Genomic DNA, 16582 nt, shown 5'->3' with positions numbered 1-16582 from the left:
AATTCGAACGCTATTTACCGCTGGCCCCGTGGCTCTTTGTCGCCATTGCGGTTCCGGCCCCGCTGTATATATGGGCGGTCATGGCAGTCACCCTCTAGGCGCGGAGATATTCATGAAAAGCAAGGCAAGCATTCTCTCACTGATTGCCCTGGTCATCGCCATCCTGATGGGAGTTGCCTATCTAGTGGCTGGCGCAGGTCTTTTGCCGGAAATGACCATGAGCCGGCATGGCTGGATCGCGCTCGGCCTGGGTACATTCCTGTCGGTTGTTGTCGGTGGAGGCCTGGCGGCGATCCTGATCATTTCCCGGCGCGACGGTTATGACGAGGCCGCTCACGAGGTTTTCAAGAAAGTCGACGGGCGAGAGGACTAGGCGCACCCGTTGCGGTGCGCCTAATCCGGACACTCATCTAGTAACAGCCGAACCGCGCGTCGCGGCGGTCTTCGCGGCGGTCACGCCGGTCCTCGCGGCGATCGCGGCGATCTTCAGCGCGATCCGCGACATCCTCCAGCAAATCCCCAAGCCCCGTGAAGCGCCGTGCATCGCGGCGATCCTCCCGGCGGTCGGCGATATCTTCCAGCCGGTCGAGCCTGTCCTCGCGCCGATCCCTCACATCCTCCGCACAATCCCTGACTAGGCGGGCCGAGGCATGCGGATGGGCAAAGGCCGGGGTGCTGATGCCGGCAACGAGAATACTTGCAGCAATAATGCGTCCAATCATGGCAGCGTCTCCATCAAGGGTCCCACGCTTGCCTTCAACGCATGGCGTGGGATTATCCGTCGCGTGGTGAGGCCTGTTCCGTCAGCCAGGCCAGGAATCCGGGGGCACTGGCATCGCTGATCACGGGCAGGGCAATGATGCACGGCGTCGTGTAGGGGTGGAGTTCGGCGATGCGTTGGTTCAGCGCCGTGGCATTGCCCGCCGGTGCTTTCAGGATGACCACGATCTCGGTATCGTTCTGGACAGTGCCCTCCCAGTGATAGAAGGATTCCACGCCTGGCAGGATATTGGCACAGCCGCACAGGCGTTCATCGACCAGATGCCGCGCGGCGGAACGGGCTGCTTCCAGATCCGGCCAGGTGGTATAGATCCAGTGATGTTCAACGCTCATGGCTATCTCCGCTGCGGGCCTTTATATACCGGCTGATGACTGAAAAGACGCAAGACAAATCGGCACTGGTCCTGTTCTCCGGCGGGCAGGATTCAGCGACCTGCCTGGCCTGGGCCCTGGAACGTTTTGATCATGTTGAGACGCTCGGCTTCTACTATGGCCAGCGCCATGATGTGGAGATGCAGGCGCGTCTGGATGTCCGCGCGGCAATGGCGCAGCAGTCTGCGGCGTGGAAAGCGAGATTGGGCGAGGACCATACGGTGGATATAGCCGGTTATGGCGCCCTGGCCGAGAGCGCGTTGACGGCTGACCGTGCAATCGAGATGCAGGAAAACGGTCTGCCCTCGACCTTTGTACCGGGCCGCAATCTTGTTTTCCTGACCATTGCGTCGGCGCTCGCATATCGCCGTGGTCACGGCACCATGGTCGGCGGCATGTGCGAGACGGATTATTCCGGTTATCCGGATTGCCGCCAGGACACGCTGAGCGCCCTGCAGAACGCCATTTCGCTGGGGCTGGACGAGACGATCGAGATCGCAACGCCGCTGATGTTCCTGGACAAGGGGGAAACCTGGGCGCTGGCGTATGAACTGGGCGGCGATGCCCTGGTCGAACTGATCCGCTCGCGCACTCACACCTGTTACACGGGCGACCGGTCTCGATTGCATGACTGGGGATATGGCTGCGGTGCCTGCCCGGCGTGTGAACTGCGCGAAAAGGGCTGGCAGGCCTGGCGCGAAAAGGGGGCGGCATGACGACCTATTCCGTCAAGGAAATGTTCCTGACCGTGCAGGGCGAAGGCGGCCAAACCGGACGCCCAGCGGTGTTTATCCGCTTCGCCGGCTGTAATCTGTGGAACGGTCTGGAACGAGACCGCGCTGAGGCGGTTTGCAATTTCTGCGACACTGACTTTATCGGCACAGATGGTCCCGGCGGCGGCAAGTTCACGACGCCGAAAGCCTTGGCCGAAGCGGCACGAGGACACTGGCCTGGCGGTGGCAAGCCGCTGGTTGTGTTTACAGGTGGTGAGCCGCTGTTGCAGCTCGATCCGCCATTGATCGATGCAATCCATGCGGCCGGTTTCGAGATCGCCGTAGAGAGCAATGGCACGATCACAGCGCCCGCCGGAATCGACTGGCTGACAATTTCGCCAAAGGGTAATTCCACCGTCGTCCAGCGCAGCGGCAGCGAGCTCAAACTTGTCTTCCCGCAACCGGAGCTGGATCCGTCTCAGTTCGAGGACTGGCAGTTCGAGCGTTTCCTGCTTCAGCCCATGGATGGTGATGACATGATGGGCAATGCCCAGGCAGCGTTCGAATACTGTCTGGAACACCCCAAATGGTCACTCAGCCTGCAAACCCATAAATGGATCGGCGCGCCCTGAGCCCGACGACCTTACAAGCGCGCAAAAAAGAAGGGCCGGAAAACCGGCCCTTCCGTGATTGCAAGCTTTCGACGATCTAGCTGTCTGCGCCTGAGCGTTCTGCGACCGTCTCACCGATCTGTCGGGCAAAGCCCTGCATGGTGCGGCGTGCATCGCTCCATGTCGACGCCCCGATCACGTCACGGATATTGTGCGAGCGGCGCGAATACTCGAACCGTTCGAGCACGTCTCCATCGGCGCTGACGAGGACTGCTTCAAGCTCGGCCCCACCCAAGCTGATGCTGGCCATCGACAGGCCAGGCGTGTCCCGCATCTGTTCCATCGTCGGGCGGTTCGGATCGGCATCCACGATCGTCACTTGCAGAACTGTCCCATCAGCCATTTCCAGGCCTTCCAGGCGGTTCTCAAGCTGACGCTCCAAATAGCGAGCCAGACGGCCGAACTCGCGTTCGCCATACTCGTCCGCCTTCTCCATCAATTCCTCGCCAAAGGAAATCGGAGCGATGGTGACCGGTTCGTCGGCCAGTGCCGCGCCCGAAATCATCAGTGATCCTGCCAGTACGGCAGTCATAGTGCGCATCATGGGGGTATCTCCTTACGCTGATAGCCCGCGTCCCTCGTGGGGAAGGCTAACAGAGGTTACGCCGGCCTGTCACGTTACACTCGGGCTTTTCGCAAGGATTTCGAGCGAGCGAGGGTCTAGTCCTCATCCTCGTCATCATTGCCGCCCGGAAGGACAGCGCCGACCGCCGCACCGCCGACCTTTCCAGCCGTACCGACAACTGTGCCGGCGGTTCCAACCGCGACATCGGTGACCAGGGCTGCAGCGCCGATAGCCAGGCAACCGCTCAGCGAGGGTGCAATCAACAGGGTCAGAAGAAAGAGGCGAAGCCGGCGCATGATGATCTCCAGGAGTTCTATTGCGCAGACTTCGCCGATAGGCGTTTCAGAAGTGTGAAACCGGCTGACTAGTTTGTCTCAACCAGGACGATTTCCGTATCTTCCAGGGCGGTGATGGTGATCTCGCCGATATCACGGATGGCGGCGCCGTCGCGCGCATCCAGCTCGACATTACCGACTTTGGCCTTGCCCTCGGCCAGAACCAGATAGGCCTGGCGGTTCTGGGGCAGGGGGTGGCGAACGCTTTGACCCCTTGTCAGGGTGGCGCCCAGGACCCTGGCGTCCTGGCGGATCATCAGCCCCCCATCGCGCTCGGGATTGCCCGACGCAAGGACGATGAAGTCACCGGCGCGGTCGGCCTTGGGGAACTCCATCGCATCCCAGCGCGGCTCGCCGCCCTCGGTTTCCGGCACGATCCAGATCTGGAAGATCCGCGTCAGCTCGTCCTCGCGATTGAACTCGGAGTGCGTGATGCCGGACCCGGCCGACATGACCTGGACATCGCCCGCTTCCGTGCGGCCTTCATTACCCAGATTATCGCGGTGGGTGATGGCGCCATTGCGCACATAGGTGATGATTTCCATGTCGCGGTGCGGGTGGGGCGCGAAGCCTTCACCCGGCTGGATCTCGTCATCATTCCATACGCGCAGCGCGCCCCAGCCGAGGCGGGACTTGTCGAAATACCCCCCGAAGGAGAAGTGGTGTTTGGCATTCAGCCAGCCATTCTGGAAATGGCCGAGGCTGTCGAAAGAGCGTTTCTCAATCATTTGCAAGCTCCCTTGTATTGCTGTGTTGAGGGCAATGTAGGGAGTGGCAGGCGCGGGATTAATCGGCCTGCTGGATTGTTATTAATTCCATTTGGGCATTAATCGGGATTGGCCATTTCCACCTTGATCGTATCGCTGCCAACCAGATGAACATCGCGCTGTGGGAAGGGGAATTCGATACCGTGTTCCTGGAAGGTATCCCAGATCGCCAGCAGGACTTCGGATGTGACGTTATAGACGCCGTTCTCCGGATCGAGGATCCAGAAGCGGATCTGCAGGTCTACGCTGTTGTCACCGAAACCGATCAGGTGGCAGCGAGTGGCGGGCGACGCCGCGACACGTGCGACGCTTTCTGCAGCCTTGACCACAAGCTCCCGGGCGAGGCGCACATCGCTGTTGTAACTGATACCAATGGTTCGCTTGATGCGGACAGACGGGTCGGAATAGGACCAGTTGATGACTTTCGAGGTGATAAATTCCTCGTTCGGGATCAGGTGTTCGTGCCCGTCGCGTGTCTTTACCGAGGCAAAGCGCATGCCCAGGGTCGAGACCTTGCCATAGGTCTCATCCACCGTGACCACATCGCCCGGCTTGATCGAGCGGTCGAGCAGAAGGATCACGCCGGAAACGAGGTTGGAAAAAATCTTCTGCAGGCCAAAACCGATGCCCAGACCAATGGCGCCACCAAAGATCGCCAGGGCAGAGAGATTGATACCCAGCGCAGACAGGGCCATCAGGCCTGCTGTGGCCATCAGGACGATCTGGGCCGCCTTGGTGATCAGGATGCGCGCCGATGGGTTGAGGCTGGGCAGGTGCTCGACACGCGTTGACAGCAGGCGGGAGAGAAAGCTCGCCACCCAGTAGAACACCGCCAGCACGATCGCGGCCCGGATGACGGTGAGGGCAGAAATGCGCCGGTCATTGCCCTCTGTGTCCGCCCCAAGGGAGAAGCCCAGCCCGTCCAGGAACAAAGCTGTCGGGTCCAGCCAGCCCAGAATGTTCAGCGCCGCGAGTGTCCAGGCGATCAGCGCGACCGTGCGTGACCAGAAAGGCTCTGAGATGAAGCTGGAGAGCAGGCGGATCGCCGCCCAGGCGCCCATGAGATTGCTTGCGGATCGCAGGAGATAGACGTCGAAGCCGGTCGTGCTATCGAGCACGGCAAGCGCGGCTGACAACAGGATCCACGCCATGGCCGGCCCGGCGATGGGCTGGATGAAACGCACGGCCTGGCGCTTGAAACGCTGCAGAGCGTCAATGTGGAAGATACGCGCAAAAACCGCCATAGTCTGACGCTTGGTTGCAAAGGCCAGCAGCATCGCGGCCCCGACCAGCACAAGCTGGAGCCCGAAATCGACGCTCAGCGCCTCGGCGCGGGCCCAGTCGATTGCCGCCTCGATCCGCGACTGGATGGCAGCAAGATCAAGCTCGAAACCGGCGGCGGGCTGGGTCTGGGACATCGAATCTCCTGTTAGAAGAAAACGAGCCTATCGCAATCGGCGGATGTGGGGGAAGAGGCTTAGCGCCCCTCGCGCCACCAGCCCAGCCCCAGAAGGCCGGTCAGGATCAGGACGATCAGCAGGCCCGGCAGCAAAGGCGTGCGGGTCGTCGCACGGACGACATAACGCTCGTTTGATCTCAGGCCCATCCAAGAGCGGCCGGAATGATCTGCATTGGCGCGGGTCCGGCGGATGCCGGGCAGGCGGGCATTCTCACCTTCACCAATGGCATAGATACCGCCACCACTGGCATTGACGAAAGGATCGAGGATCGCGTCCGTCGGGCGCAGGTCGGCATATTCCAGCGGGTTGAGCGGCCCCAGGGCCGCAACGGTCGTCAGCGCTCCGGAGCGAAGGCGGACAAGGCCAGTGCCTTCAGCCGGCAGGCGTGCGGAGAAACGCCCGGATTCATCCGTGCTCATGCTGGCGACTTCCTGGCGGCCATCGGGCCAGGTGACCTGTAGCGGCGGCGCGGTATCGGCCAGCGTAACGCGATCCACCAGTAATTCACCGTCCATGGCCACGGCCGTCAGACGTTCCTCGTCGAGCTCCGGCTCCTTCATCAGCCAGTGCGCCACACGGCGGAACATCTCGCCATAGGGGCCACCGCCCTCGAAACCTCGCGACCACAACCAGGTCTGGTCACTCATCACCATCGCCGTACGGCCTTGCTGGGAGTGCTGCAATACCAGAAGCGGATCACCGTCCTCGCTTTCCAGCAGAACCTGGCCACCCAGGGTGATGCCCTCGATATTGCGCATCCAGCGACCCCATTCCGGATCCTCGCCGCCGCCTTCCAGCCCGGCGGTGACCGGGTGGCGCAGGCCGAGATCGGACATTTGCGGTGTGAAGGCTTCTTCCGACAACGTACCGGACGGACGTACCGGCAGAACGCTGGACAGTTGTGAGCGGAACAGGCTTGGCGGGCCGGCGAAGGGCGGCCCCGTGGTGACCAGTAGTGCGCCGCCATTTTCAACATAGCGCGCCACATTACCGAAATAGCCCTGCATGATATTGCGGCGGCGATAACGGTCGAAGATCACGAGATCGAATTCCTCGAGGCGCTCGTAGAAGAGTTCCTGGACCGGGAAGGCAATCAGCGCCAGCTCGTCGGTCGGCGTGGAATCGCGACGGTCTGGCGGACGCAGGATGGTGAAGTGGACCAGGTCGACGGACGGGTCGGACTTCAGCAGGTCACGCCAGGCGCGCGCGCCATTGTGCGGTTCACCGGTGACCAGCAGCACACGCAGGCGATCCCGCACACCGTTCACGGAGACAGCGGCCCGGTTATTGATCAGGGAAAGCTCCTGTGGACCGGCCTCGACTTCGATCTCGACGACGTTCTGGCCACGCTGTTCAACGGGCACGTCAATGCGGATGGAGCGACCGATCGGTATGCGGTGCACTTGCGGTTCACCACCTTCGAAGCGGAAGGCGACCTGGGCATTGCCGGTCACGGCCGTGTCCTCGACACGAATGGTGAAGCTCGCACCCTGTCCCACAATGCCGTAACGCGGGCTTTCTTCGATGATCAGGCGACGATCACCGGCGGATGTATCGCCGGGCATGATCTGGTGCAGTGGCGCATCGATATTCAGCGCATCAATAGAGGCGGGCGCGTCATGGATCTGGCCGTCGGTGGTGACGACAATACCGGCCAGGCGATCCTGGGGCACGCTGGCAAGCGCTGAGCTGACAGCGGAAAAGACCTCCGTGCCATCCGCGCCTTCACCAGCTTCCACCTCGACAAGATCAAGCAACGGGTCATTCTCGGCCTGGCGGCGCAGGGCCTCGGCCATGGCGTCGGCCGCTTCGGAGCGACCGCCAATATCCATTGAAGAGCTGGTGTCAGTGACCAGGATGGCGACATCGGCGAGCGGATCACGCTCCTCCTCAACCAGCGAGGGGTTGGCCAGGGTCACGCCCAGGGCTGCCAGCCCCAGCCCGCGCCACAGCCAGCCGGACAGCTTCTGGACCGCGCCAAAGATGAGCACGGCATAGCCAATCGCCAGGAGCGCAATCAGCGGGCTCCAGGGAATGAGCGGCGAAAAGTCGATCGAGGCGGCCGTCATTGTCCGAGACGCTCCAGGATATCAGGGATGTGGACCTGGTCGGCCTTGTAATTACCGGTCAGGGCATACATGGCGATATTGATGCCGAAGCGCAGGCTCAGCTCGCGCTGGCGCTCGCCACCATCAACAGTGGCCACCGGACGTCCGTTTTCATCGACCGCCCAGGCGGCAGCCCAGTCATGGGCGCCGATAACGACGCCGGAGGTTCCGTCACGCGATGCACCGTCCGGATTGGCTTCGACCCAGACCGGATCGCCGCCGAAACGGCCCGGGAATTCCTGCAGCAAATAGAAGGAGCGTGTCAGCACATGATCGCCCGGGATACGTGCCAGCGGCGGGACATCAATGCTTTCCAGCACCGTCACCAGGCCGCGATGCGGTTCGCCGGCGCGGAGCATGGAGACGTCTGCATCCTGGGTGTCGAAAATGATGAGGCCGCCGCTTTGCAGATAGGTCGATACGCGCGCGGAAGCCTCTGCGGAGAGCGGCTGGGCATCGTCGGTGATCGGCCAGTAGATCATCGGGAAGAAGATCAGCTCGTGCTGTTCCGGATCCACCGCCATCGGGTTGGCCGGTTCAATGGCCGTACGACGGGTCAGCTCGTTGGCGAGGCCGATCAGGCCCTGGCGGGAGCGGTTGTCCAGATTGGTGTCGCCGGTCTCGACATAACCGAAATGCAGGTCCAGCGAGGCTTCCAGCACAAACGGGTCAACCTCCTGCGCCTCCAGCCGTCCGGCCAGCGGCACAAGGGCGAAGGCCAGCACGACCGCAGCAGCGGCGCGGCCCGGCAGGGGCAGGCGTCCGGCCAGGCCGAGTGCGATGAGAACGTCGAGGATCATCATGACAAGGGCAATCACCAGGAGGGGTGTCTGGAACAGGATCGGACGGATGCCGTCAAAGCCCTGATAGATCACCGAGGGCAGGTCGCGCGGCAGGGCTTCGACCGTGGTGTCCGCAGCGATGACGTTCAGCGCGGCGCTTCCCGTGCCCAGGCGATAAAGACCGGCCGGCACACTCGGCGACACAACTGCGGTTTCGAAAATCTCGGCCGGGACGGGGCGGGCAGTCGAGGGCGGGCTGGTCAGCTGACCCTGCCAGTCGAGCGCTTGGTCAACGACCCAGGCCCCCGTGGCAGGTCCGGTGGCTTCGCCGTTCTGGGCCAGGCCCATGACACGTTCCAGCATGCGCGGGAACAGGCCGGAGAGCGGCAGGTCGGACCAGGTCGGGCCGGCGGTCACGTGGAAGAGCACGATCCAGCCACGACCCCGACGCTGGGCGGTGACCAGCGGGGTGCCGTCCTCGAGACGTGCCCAGACACGGTCAGGCGTCGCTGTGCCCGGCTGGGCGAGAACCTGGCGGTCCACCGTGGCGGTTGGATCGGTCGGCAGGCCGGCAAACGGGCTGTCGAGCGAGAAACCAGCAATACGCTGGGGTTCTTCCCAGTTCAGAGCGCCACCAAAGAGGCGGCCACCTTCGCGCAGGTCTACCGGCAACAGCTCGTCACCGCGCGCTGCGAGGCGTGGTCCGGCGAAACGCAGGAGCAGGCCGCCATTGGCGACAAACTCACCGATGCGCTCGTCATCCGTGCGTGCATCATCGACCATGACCAGGGCGGCGGGTTCTTCCTCAAGCAATTCCTCGAGTGTGCCGCGGCTGGGCGTGGAGATCGGATTGATCGCGCTTTCAACATAATGCAGGTCAGAGAGCAGCGGCTGGCCGTCTTCGGATGTCGCCTCGATCAGGCCGACACGCGGACGACGCCAGCGATCGCCCATCAGGCGCACAGAGGCCGCGCTTGAACGCCCCTCGATGCGGATGCTGGCAATGCGATTGCGAAGATCCAACGGCAGACTCATCTCGACACGTGTGCGGCCCTCATCACCGGCAAACCCGGCATCGGCGCGGGCGATGGCGCGGCCATCTGAACCTAGGGCCACAATGCCGACGGTCGCTGGCAGCTCCCGCATGGAGCGCAGGACATCAACAGCCAGACCGTCTGTGGTGACTTCCGGCGGGGCGAGGGCATAGGCACTGCGTCCCGCATCCGGTTCGATCAGGCGGACCGTGCCGATATCGTTGAGCGTGTCTGCCAGTGCGCGGGCGCCGGTACTGTCCGTGCCATCGCTGAGCCAGGTGATGGCCAGGTCATCGGCCAGGGCGTCCTGGGAGATGGCATCTTCCAGGCGCTCGGCGGCAGAGCTTCGATCCACCGACCAGGCTTGCGGGCGGGCGCTGTCGAGCAGGCGGCGGGCGGTGTCGGCGCTATCCAGGCGGATTGGCGCAGGCGCGGTTTCACCCGGCGCGGTGAACAACAGCGCGACGAGGCGATTATCCCGCTCCGCATCGCTGATCAGCAGCTCGGCACGACGTTCGGTTTCCGGCCAGGAATTGGCCGCCGCCCAGCCATTGTCGACGACGATCAGCGCCGGGCGCTCCTCGTCTTCAACCGCGGGCGGTGTCCAGATCGGGCGCGACAGGCCAATAATGATCAGCGCGGCAATCAGCAGGCGGAACAGGATCAGCCACCAGGGCGCGTGATGTGGGGTCTCGGTGTCGTCCGGTGCACCCAGCAGCAGGCGAAGCGGCGGAAAAATCGCGCGTTTCGGCGCTGGCGGTGTCGCCCGCAGCAGCAGCCATAGCGCTGGTAGCGCCAGCAGGCCAGCCAGGGCCAGCGGTGCGCCAAAGGAAAGGGGCCCCAGTCCAAACATCAATCAGACATCCCTTGCCAGTGCACGATAAAGCGCCAGCACGGCACTCGTTGCGGTCTTGTCGGTGCGGTGGGTGACAATCGTCCAGCCATACTGGCGGGCGAGGTCGGCGAGTGCATCACCATGTTCCCGCCAGCGCTGGCGATAGGTCTTGCGGGCTTCCTCGGCACGACCGAACAACAGGCTGTCATTGGAATGCGGGCGCTCGAAACGGGTGCGGCCGGAATAGGGGAAATCCTCTTCCGCCGGATCGACGATGCGCAACATCACACCTTGGGCTTCCAGCACGGCAAAACGCGACAGCCGGGCGGCCCAGGTCTCGATCGGATCGAGGAAATCACTGGCCAGGACAACCCGGCCAAAACGGCTGATCTCCGGCGCTTCCACGGCGTTTTCAGCACCCGGTCCCAGCACAAGGCGACGGGAGACGCGTTCAAGGCCAAGCGCGCCGGTGCGTGGAATCGCGCTTTCACCCAGCACGGAGACGCGTTCACCGCCCTGGGTCAGAAGGGCTGCGACGGCGATCTGACACACCGCTGCGCGGTCCAGCTTGCTGGGCGTGTGTTTGCCCGACGTGTATTGCATCGACGTGGAGCCATCGCGCCACAGCCAGATCGTATTGGCGGCTTCCCACTCGTTCTGACGCACAAACAGCTGATCGGACCGCGCGGACTGGCGCCAGTCGATGGCGGCACGACCGTCTTCTGGACGGTGATGGCGGTATTGCCAGAAGGTCTCGCCAATGCCGGACCGCCGACGGCCATGCACACCCTGGGCGACGGTCGCAGCAATGCGCTCCGCCTCCGCCAGCAGGGAGGGCAGGCTGGCCGCCGCCTCTTCGCCTTCATGGCGCAAAGAGACGATGCGGGCTTCCTTATGGCGATCGACGCCCTGGCTCATGACCTAGGCGGCCTGGTCCGCAAGGGTCTGGATCAGACCTTCCAGCGTGTGGCCATCCGCACGGGCCGCGAAGGACAGGGCCATGCGGTGCTTCAGAATGGGTTCGGCCAGCGCCGCAACATCCTCGGTGGACGGAGCCAGGCGGCCCTGCAGCAGTGCACGGGCACGACAGGCCAGCATCATCGCCTGGCCGGCACGCGGTCCTGGCCCCCAGGACACACCTTCACGAACCGCCTCGATCTCGCTTTCATCCGGACGGGCCAGACGCAGCAGGTCAAGAATGGCTTCAAGGACTTTTTCGCCTACCGGAAGACGGCGAACGAGGCTTTGCAGCTTGATGATCTCTTCCGCGTTGAGGACTTCGATAGCTTCCGCAGAGGTCGCGCCGGTCGTGGCGAGCAGGACCTGGCGTTCCGCATCACGATCCGGATAGGGCACGTCGACACGCAGCAGGAAACGGTCGAGCTGGGCTTCCGGCAGTGGATAGGTGCCTTCCTGCTCGATCGGGTTCTGGGTCGCCAGCACGTGGAAGGGGTGCGGCAGGTCATGGCGCTCACCGGCGACGGTCACGTGACCTTCCTGCATGGCCTGCAACAGCGCGGCCTGGGTGCGCGGGCTGGCGCGGTTGATCTCGTCAGCCATCAGCAGGCGACAGAAGATCGGGCCGGGCAGGAAGCGGAAATGACGCTTGCCGTCATCACTTTCTTCCAGGATCTCCGAGCCGAGAATATCAGCCGGCATAAGGTCCGGTGTGAACTGGATACGCTTGGTGTCGAGGCCGGTTGCAACGGCGATGGTTTCCACCAGGCGTGTCTTGGCCAGGCCGGGCGCGCCGACCAGCAGGGTGTGGCCACCGGACAGGAGTGCGGTCAGGCAAAGCTCGACCTCATTTTCCAGGCCGAAAATGACGCGTCCGATACTGTCTTTTACGGCCGCCAGGCGCTGGGTCGCTGCATCCGCTTCGGCGATCAGGTCTGCACCGGGTTCAATCGTGTCGGTCATCGTCCTAAATTCCTCTCCGAAACAGATGACTTATATGTCTTTCAACGTGCGTCGAGCATGGCGTTGCAGGAACGAGGTGTCCATGCCTACCGATACCGAAATGGCCAACGGATTACAGTCGCTGCTCAAGGCAGCAGAAAGCGCCGGCGAGGGATTGCCTCCCGTCGATCGCTGGAATCCGGAGTATTGCGGCGAGATGGACATGGTCATCAAACGGGATGGCTCCTGGTGGCATGACGGCACGCGTATAACCCGGGAACGTCTGACACGCTTGTTTTCGACAATCTTGCGTAAAGATGACGACGGCGTTCATTATCTCGTCACGCCGGTCGAGAAAATCGGTATCCGGGTCGAGGTCGCGCCTTTCCTGGCGGTGCGAGTCGACCGGGTCGGCGAGGGCCGGGACCAGCAACTGCTTTTCACAACAAATTTCGGTGATGTGGCCGCTGCAGGTCCGGATCATCCCATTGAAATCAGCTGGGATGGCGATCGCGAGGAGCCGGTGCCCCTGGTGAGGATTCGCGGACAGCTCGATGCGCTGATGTCCCGACCGGTCTTTTATGAGCTGGCTGACATCGCCGTGGAACATGACGGCGTCACCGGTGTGTGGAGCCAGGGGGAGTTTTATCCGCTGGAGGTTGATGGTGCAGACGCCTGAAGCCTTTCTCCAGCGCCTGCAGGACCGGCTGGACCCGGTCGACAGCCAGGGCGCCCTGCCTGTGCGCGGGGATGGTGACCTCAATGGCGCGCCTTCACCGACGGGGCGGGAACTTCGGTCTGCAGCCGTGATCGCGCCGTTGTTATTGCATGACGGTCCGCCGCGTTTCCTCTTCACCGAGCGCGCTGCCCACCTCAGCCAGCATGCGGGCCAGGTCAGTTTTCCCGGTGGTCGTGTTGATCCGACTGATCTGACACCCGCCGATGCCGCGGTGCGCGAGCTGCATGAAGAGGTCGGGATTGATCCGGTTTATGTCGACATGATCGGCCGGTTCGACAGTTATGAGACGGTCACGGGATATGAGGTCCAACCCTTTGTGGGAATTGTGCGTCCCGGATACCGCTTGTCGATTGACCCGAACGAGGTTGCCCTGACCTTCGAGGCGCCGGTGGATTTCCTGATGAATCCGGTCAATCACGAACGTCATAGCCGCACCTGGCAGGGGCGGGAGCGGCATTTTTATGCGATGCCGTGGAATGGGCACTATATATGGGGAGCGACAGCAGGCATGCTGAAGTCGCTTTACGACAGGCTTTACGGGTAGATCATGGTCCGCATCACAATTATTGAAATCCTGTCCTTCCTGTTGCCCTTCGGCCTGTTTTTCCTGTGGCGAACGGTCAGCACATCGGAAGCCGCAGCCAAGCCGGCCCCGGTTCTGAAACTGGCTGCTGCCGGTGCTGCGACCGCGGTTGTGGTCATGATCGGTCTGGTTCTCCTGGACAGTGCCCGCGGTGGCCATGAAGGGGACCAATACGTCCCACCGCGCCTCGTGGATGGTGAAATCCAGCCGGGTTACTTCATCCGCTCCGATGAGGCTGCGGACGACACAAATGAAGATGCGGGTGAGGAAGCGGAAGACCCGCCGAGCGATGATCAGGAATGACTCCGGTCTCGCTGAACCCGGCTGAACACAGCTGGATGAGCGCGCCTGAGACGCGCGCTGTTATCGACATGCTTGAGAAGGAGCGTCCCGGCGGTTCGCGCTTTGTTGGTGGCTGTGTACGCAATGCCTTGCTGGATACGCCGGTTGCGGATGTTGATATTTCCACGCAGATCCTGCCGCAACGTGTGCTGGATATTGCCCGTTCGGCGGGCCTAAAAGCCATTCCTACCGGCCTCGAACACGGGACCATCACTGTTGTGTTTGGCGGTGTTCCCTATGAAATCACCACGCTGCGCAAGGATGTCGCCACCGATGGTCGCCGCGCTGTTGTCGAGTTTTCCGAAAGGTGGGAGGAGGACGCACAGCGACGCGACTTCCGCCTGAACGCGCTCTACGCAGATTTCCACGGAAAAATTCACGACCCGACCGGTGGTCTGGAGGATCTGGAAGAGCGCCGCTTTGTTTTTGTCGGTGATGCCCGCAAGCGCATTCGGGAAGACTATCTGCGCACGCTCCGGCTGTTCAGGTTTCAGGCCTGGTATGGCCAGGGTGATCCTGATGAGGTCGCCATTTCAGCGGCTTATGAGCTGCGTGACGGTCTGTCGACATTGTCAGTCGAGCGCGTCTGGTCTGAATTGAAGAAGCTTCTCGCCGCTCCGGATCCGGGGCGGGCGATTGAGCTGATGCAAGCCGGAGGAATATTGAATCAATTGATCGGAGTGAACGGATCCTTAAGAGTCCTGAGCGCAATCATTGATCAAGACAATGATTATGGATTAGCGCCTGACGCCTTGTTGCGATTCGTGGCGCTCGCCGATGGCGGACCGGAAAGGATGAGGACGATGGCTGCAAACCTGAAAATGTCCAATGCTGAAGTACAACGCCTGCAGGGCGCGGTAGATCCGTCTGCCCGCGAGGATGTGCATGGCGCCTTTGGTGATCTTGCCGCTGCCGAACGTGCCATCATGGCGCTGGGTGCACAGGCTTTTGAGGACCAGGCCCGTCTGGCGGCAGCCGGCGAAACCGCTCCGCCGCCGCGTGATTGGCGCCTGCTGGCCAAGTTTGCGGCCGAGTGGAAACAGCCGGATTTCCCGGTCAATGGCGGTGATCTCATCCTGATGGGTTACGAGCCGGGTCCTATGCTGGGTGATGCGCTTGATGAGCTGAAGGCCCACTGGATTGCCGAACGTTTCGAGCCGAGCAAGGACGAGCTTCTGGCGCGTCTGAAACAGTAGATCGCTCTACACGCCAACGAGAAAAGCCCCGGTCATCGCCGGGGCTTTCTTGTATCCGCTGTCCGGGTGATGGGCCTAGCGAAGTAATGCGTTTGTCTGCGTATAGGCGATGCCGGCCTGGAGCGCGGTGTCCGCGGTGCTGGTGCGAGCCGGTTGTTTCTCCTCACCCCCAAGCAGGTCGCGAATGCGTTGCTCGATTTCGGCCTCGATCGCCTCGCGCTCGTTTTCCGGCATGGCCTTGAGGCTGTCCTCGCTGAGCCCCCGGCTTTCCAGGAACTGGGCGCGGATGCGTTCGGCAGGCGACATCTCCGCCCAGCGCAGGAATTCCTCCACGGCTGACTTTTTCGACACCATCGCTTGCGGCGCCTTGTCGATCATGTCCTGGGAGGCGGGCGAGGCGGGAGCTGGTAGCGTCTTGTTGGCAGCGGTCTCGCCCGGTCTCTCGGCGCCGGTCACATGGGGCAGGGGTGCCGGGCCGATGCCAAGTGCGGAAATACTCATCTTCGGTCTCACTCGTGATGGTTGTCCGATAGGAAGCTGCAAGGGGCGGGCCGTCTGAACGGCCCAGCCCTGGCTGGCAAATCCACGCAGTCGAGGCGGCGATGGCGGGATCTGCCGGGTAAACCTTTCCGGGTGCCGGAAGATTTTGCCCGTGATGGATCTACCAGTCGGCGTCCAGATAGAAGGCGGTCATCGCCAGGGTGTCCACTAAGCCGTGTGCCAGGATGAGCGGCCAGAGATTGCGCTTGTAGAGCAGGTAGAGCGTACCCAGGGCAAAGGCGATGGTTCCGGTTACCACGAGACCGCGCACACCCTGGTAATACATGTGGGCAAAACCGAAAATCAGGGCGGGGATGAAGACTTTCAGCAGGGCGCGCATCGGGATACCCGCGAAGATGCGCTCGACCCGGCTGACCAGCACTGCGCGGAAGAACATTTCCTCGCCGAAGGCCGCACTGGTCCAGACAATGGCAAGCCACATCAAATAGACCGGCAGATTGCCTTCGATATCGCCCCAACGGGCTTCCACACCCTCCGGCAGGGCGTCCGAGCTCCAGAGACCGGCCGCGTCACCCAGATAGGCCATGGCCACGCCGCTGCCCAGGATAGCCACGATCGCCAGTAAGGTCTGGGGCAGGATCAGGAGGCCGGATTTCCAGCCGCGCGGCCGGGCGAGGCCCAGGCCCGTCCAGGTTTCACCGCGATGGTGCAGATAGACGGTGGCGACACTCAGGACGATGAGCAGGGAAGCTGGTCCAGCGAATTTCCAGATGAACTGGTCCAGTACAACTTTCGAACCAAAGGCGATGGTCAAGGCAGCGAGCAGTTCCAGCGCGGCCCGGGAACGGGAGGGGGAAGTATTGGTCATGCTTTTTCTCTTCGGAACGGGCAGGGCCCAAC

The 16582-nt window shown here is 62.5% G+C and carries 19 protein-coding genes; 7 read left to right on the top strand and 12 right to left on the bottom strand.

The window, feature by feature from the left end:
• Positions 1 to 112 precede the first annotated feature (112 nt).
• The gene (locus tag SIC17_RS04095) at positions 113 to 373 is read left to right on the top strand and encodes a hypothetical protein (protein WP_412546473.1); all 261 of its coding nucleotides are present in this window, start codon (positions 113 to 115) and stop codon (positions 371 to 373) included.
• A gap of 37 nt (positions 374 to 410) precedes the next feature.
• Here SIC17_RS04095 and SIC17_RS04090 read toward each other — a convergent pair whose 3' ends face one another.
• Both SIC17_RS04090 and cutA read right to left on the bottom strand, forming a co-directional pair.
• Entirely contained in the window at positions 411 to 722 is a 312-nt protein-coding gene (locus tag SIC17_RS04090; protein ID WP_412546472.1) for a hypothetical protein, read from the bottom strand.
• Positions 723 to 774: 52 nt separating this feature from the next.
• Positions 775 to 1113: a divalent-cation tolerance protein CutA gene (gene cutA, locus SIC17_RS04085; RefSeq protein ID WP_291894114.1), complete on the bottom strand. Its 339-nt coding sequence runs from the start codon at positions 1111 to 1113 to the stop codon at positions 775 to 777.
• Positions 1114 to 1148: 35 nt separating this feature from the next.
• On the opposite strand from cutA, the gene queC reads away from it, so the two are divergent.
• Complete coding sequence (queC, locus tag SIC17_RS04080) at positions 1149 to 1868, top strand: 7-cyano-7-deazaguanine synthase QueC (protein WP_412546471.1); 720 nt, start codon at positions 1149 to 1151, stop codon at positions 1866 to 1868.
• Positions 1865 to 2497 (top strand): 7-carboxy-7-deazaguanine synthase, encoded by a 633-nt coding sequence (gene queE / locus SIC17_RS04075; protein WP_412546470.1) that lies wholly within the window; start codon positions 1865 to 1867, stop codon positions 2495 to 2497. Before queC ends, queE begins: the two co-directional genes overlap by 4 nt.
• 76 nt (positions 2498 to 2573) lie before the next feature.
• Here the strand turns inward: queE and SIC17_RS04070 are convergent, their stop codons facing one another.
• From SIC17_RS04070 to SIC17_RS04035, 8 genes are all read right to left on the bottom strand, one after another.
• Positions 2574 to 3080: a hypothetical protein gene (locus SIC17_RS04070; protein WP_291894108.1), complete on the bottom strand. Its 507-nt coding sequence runs from the start codon at positions 3078 to 3080 to the stop codon at positions 2574 to 2576.
• A 116-nt stretch (positions 3081 to 3196) separates the two neighbouring features.
• Positions 3197 to 3397 (bottom strand): hypothetical protein, encoded by a 201-nt coding sequence (locus SIC17_RS04065; protein ID WP_291894106.1) that lies wholly within the window; start codon positions 3395 to 3397, stop codon positions 3197 to 3199.
• Between the two features lie 68 nt (positions 3398 to 3465).
• Positions 3466 to 4164 (bottom strand): pirin family protein, encoded by a 699-nt coding sequence (locus SIC17_RS04060; protein ID WP_412546469.1) that lies wholly within the window; start codon positions 4162 to 4164, stop codon positions 3466 to 3468.
• A gap of 98 nt (positions 4165 to 4262) precedes the next feature.
• Positions 4263 to 5621, bottom strand: coding sequence for a mechanosensitive ion channel family protein (locus SIC17_RS04055; protein WP_412546468.1), 1359 nt, complete (start codon positions 5619 to 5621; stop codon positions 4263 to 4265).
• A 59-nt stretch (positions 5622 to 5680) separates the two neighbouring features.
• A complete protein-coding gene (locus tag SIC17_RS04050; RefSeq protein ID WP_412546467.1) occupies positions 5681 to 7732 on the bottom strand; it encodes a hypothetical protein in 2052 nt (683 codons plus the stop codon).
• Complete coding sequence (locus SIC17_RS04045) at positions 7729 to 10440, bottom strand: DUF4159 domain-containing protein (RefSeq protein WP_412546466.1); 2712 nt, start codon at positions 10438 to 10440, stop codon at positions 7729 to 7731. Before SIC17_RS04045 ends, SIC17_RS04050 begins: the two co-directional genes overlap by 4 nt.
• Before the next feature lie 3 nt (positions 10441 to 10443).
• A complete protein-coding gene (locus SIC17_RS04040; protein ID WP_412546465.1) occupies positions 10444 to 11340 on the bottom strand; it encodes a DUF58 domain-containing protein in 897 nt (298 codons plus the stop codon).
• 3 nt (positions 11341 to 11343) lie between these two features.
• Positions 11344 to 12342 carry an AAA family ATPase gene (locus tag SIC17_RS04035; protein ID WP_412546464.1) on the bottom strand — a complete coding sequence of 333 codons (999 nt, stop codon included), beginning with the start codon at positions 12340 to 12342 and terminating at the stop codon, positions 11344 to 11346.
• 82 nt (positions 12343 to 12424) lie between these two features.
• On the opposite strand from SIC17_RS04035, the gene SIC17_RS04030 reads away from it, so the two are divergent.
• The 4 genes from SIC17_RS04030 to SIC17_RS04015 are packed head-to-tail and all read left to right on the top strand — an operon-like array spanning position 12425 to position 15181.
• A complete protein-coding gene (locus SIC17_RS04030; RefSeq protein WP_291894097.1) occupies positions 12425 to 13000 on the top strand; it encodes a DUF1285 domain-containing protein in 576 nt (191 codons plus the stop codon).
• The gene (locus SIC17_RS04025) at positions 12984 to 13604 is read left to right on the top strand and encodes an NUDIX hydrolase (protein WP_412546463.1); all 621 of its coding nucleotides are present in this window, start codon (positions 12984 to 12986) and stop codon (positions 13602 to 13604) included. The genes SIC17_RS04030 and SIC17_RS04025 overlap by 17 nt, the downstream gene beginning before the upstream one ends.
• 3 nt (positions 13605 to 13607) lie before the next feature.
• Positions 13608 to 13946, top strand: coding sequence for a DUF6111 family protein (locus tag SIC17_RS04020; protein WP_291894095.1), 339 nt, complete (start codon positions 13608 to 13610; stop codon positions 13944 to 13946).
• Positions 13947 to 13981: 35 nt separating this feature from the next.
• Entirely contained in the window at positions 13982 to 15181 is a 1200-nt protein-coding gene (locus SIC17_RS04015; RefSeq protein ID WP_412546462.1) for a CCA tRNA nucleotidyltransferase, read from the top strand.
• 75 nt (positions 15182 to 15256) lie between these two features.
• Here SIC17_RS04015 and SIC17_RS04010 read toward each other — a convergent pair whose 3' ends face one another.
• Positions 15257 to 15682: a hypothetical protein gene (locus SIC17_RS04010; RefSeq protein ID WP_291894090.1), complete on the bottom strand. Its 426-nt coding sequence runs from the start codon at positions 15680 to 15682 to the stop codon at positions 15257 to 15259.
• A gap of 160 nt (positions 15683 to 15842) precedes the next feature.
• Positions 15843 to 16550: a CPBP family intramembrane glutamic endopeptidase gene (locus SIC17_RS04005; RefSeq protein ID WP_291894089.1), complete on the bottom strand. Its 708-nt coding sequence runs from the start codon at positions 16548 to 16550 to the stop codon at positions 15843 to 15845.
• Positions 16551 to 16582: the final 32 nt, after the last annotated feature.

This window comes from Maricaulis sp. MIT060901 (genome assembly GCF_047123815.1).
Classification (GTDB): Bacteria; Pseudomonadota; Alphaproteobacteria; order Caulobacterales; family Maricaulaceae; genus Maricaulis.
Note: the sequence above shows the minus strand (reverse complement) of the source record. Positions and strands in the feature narration are given on the sequence as shown.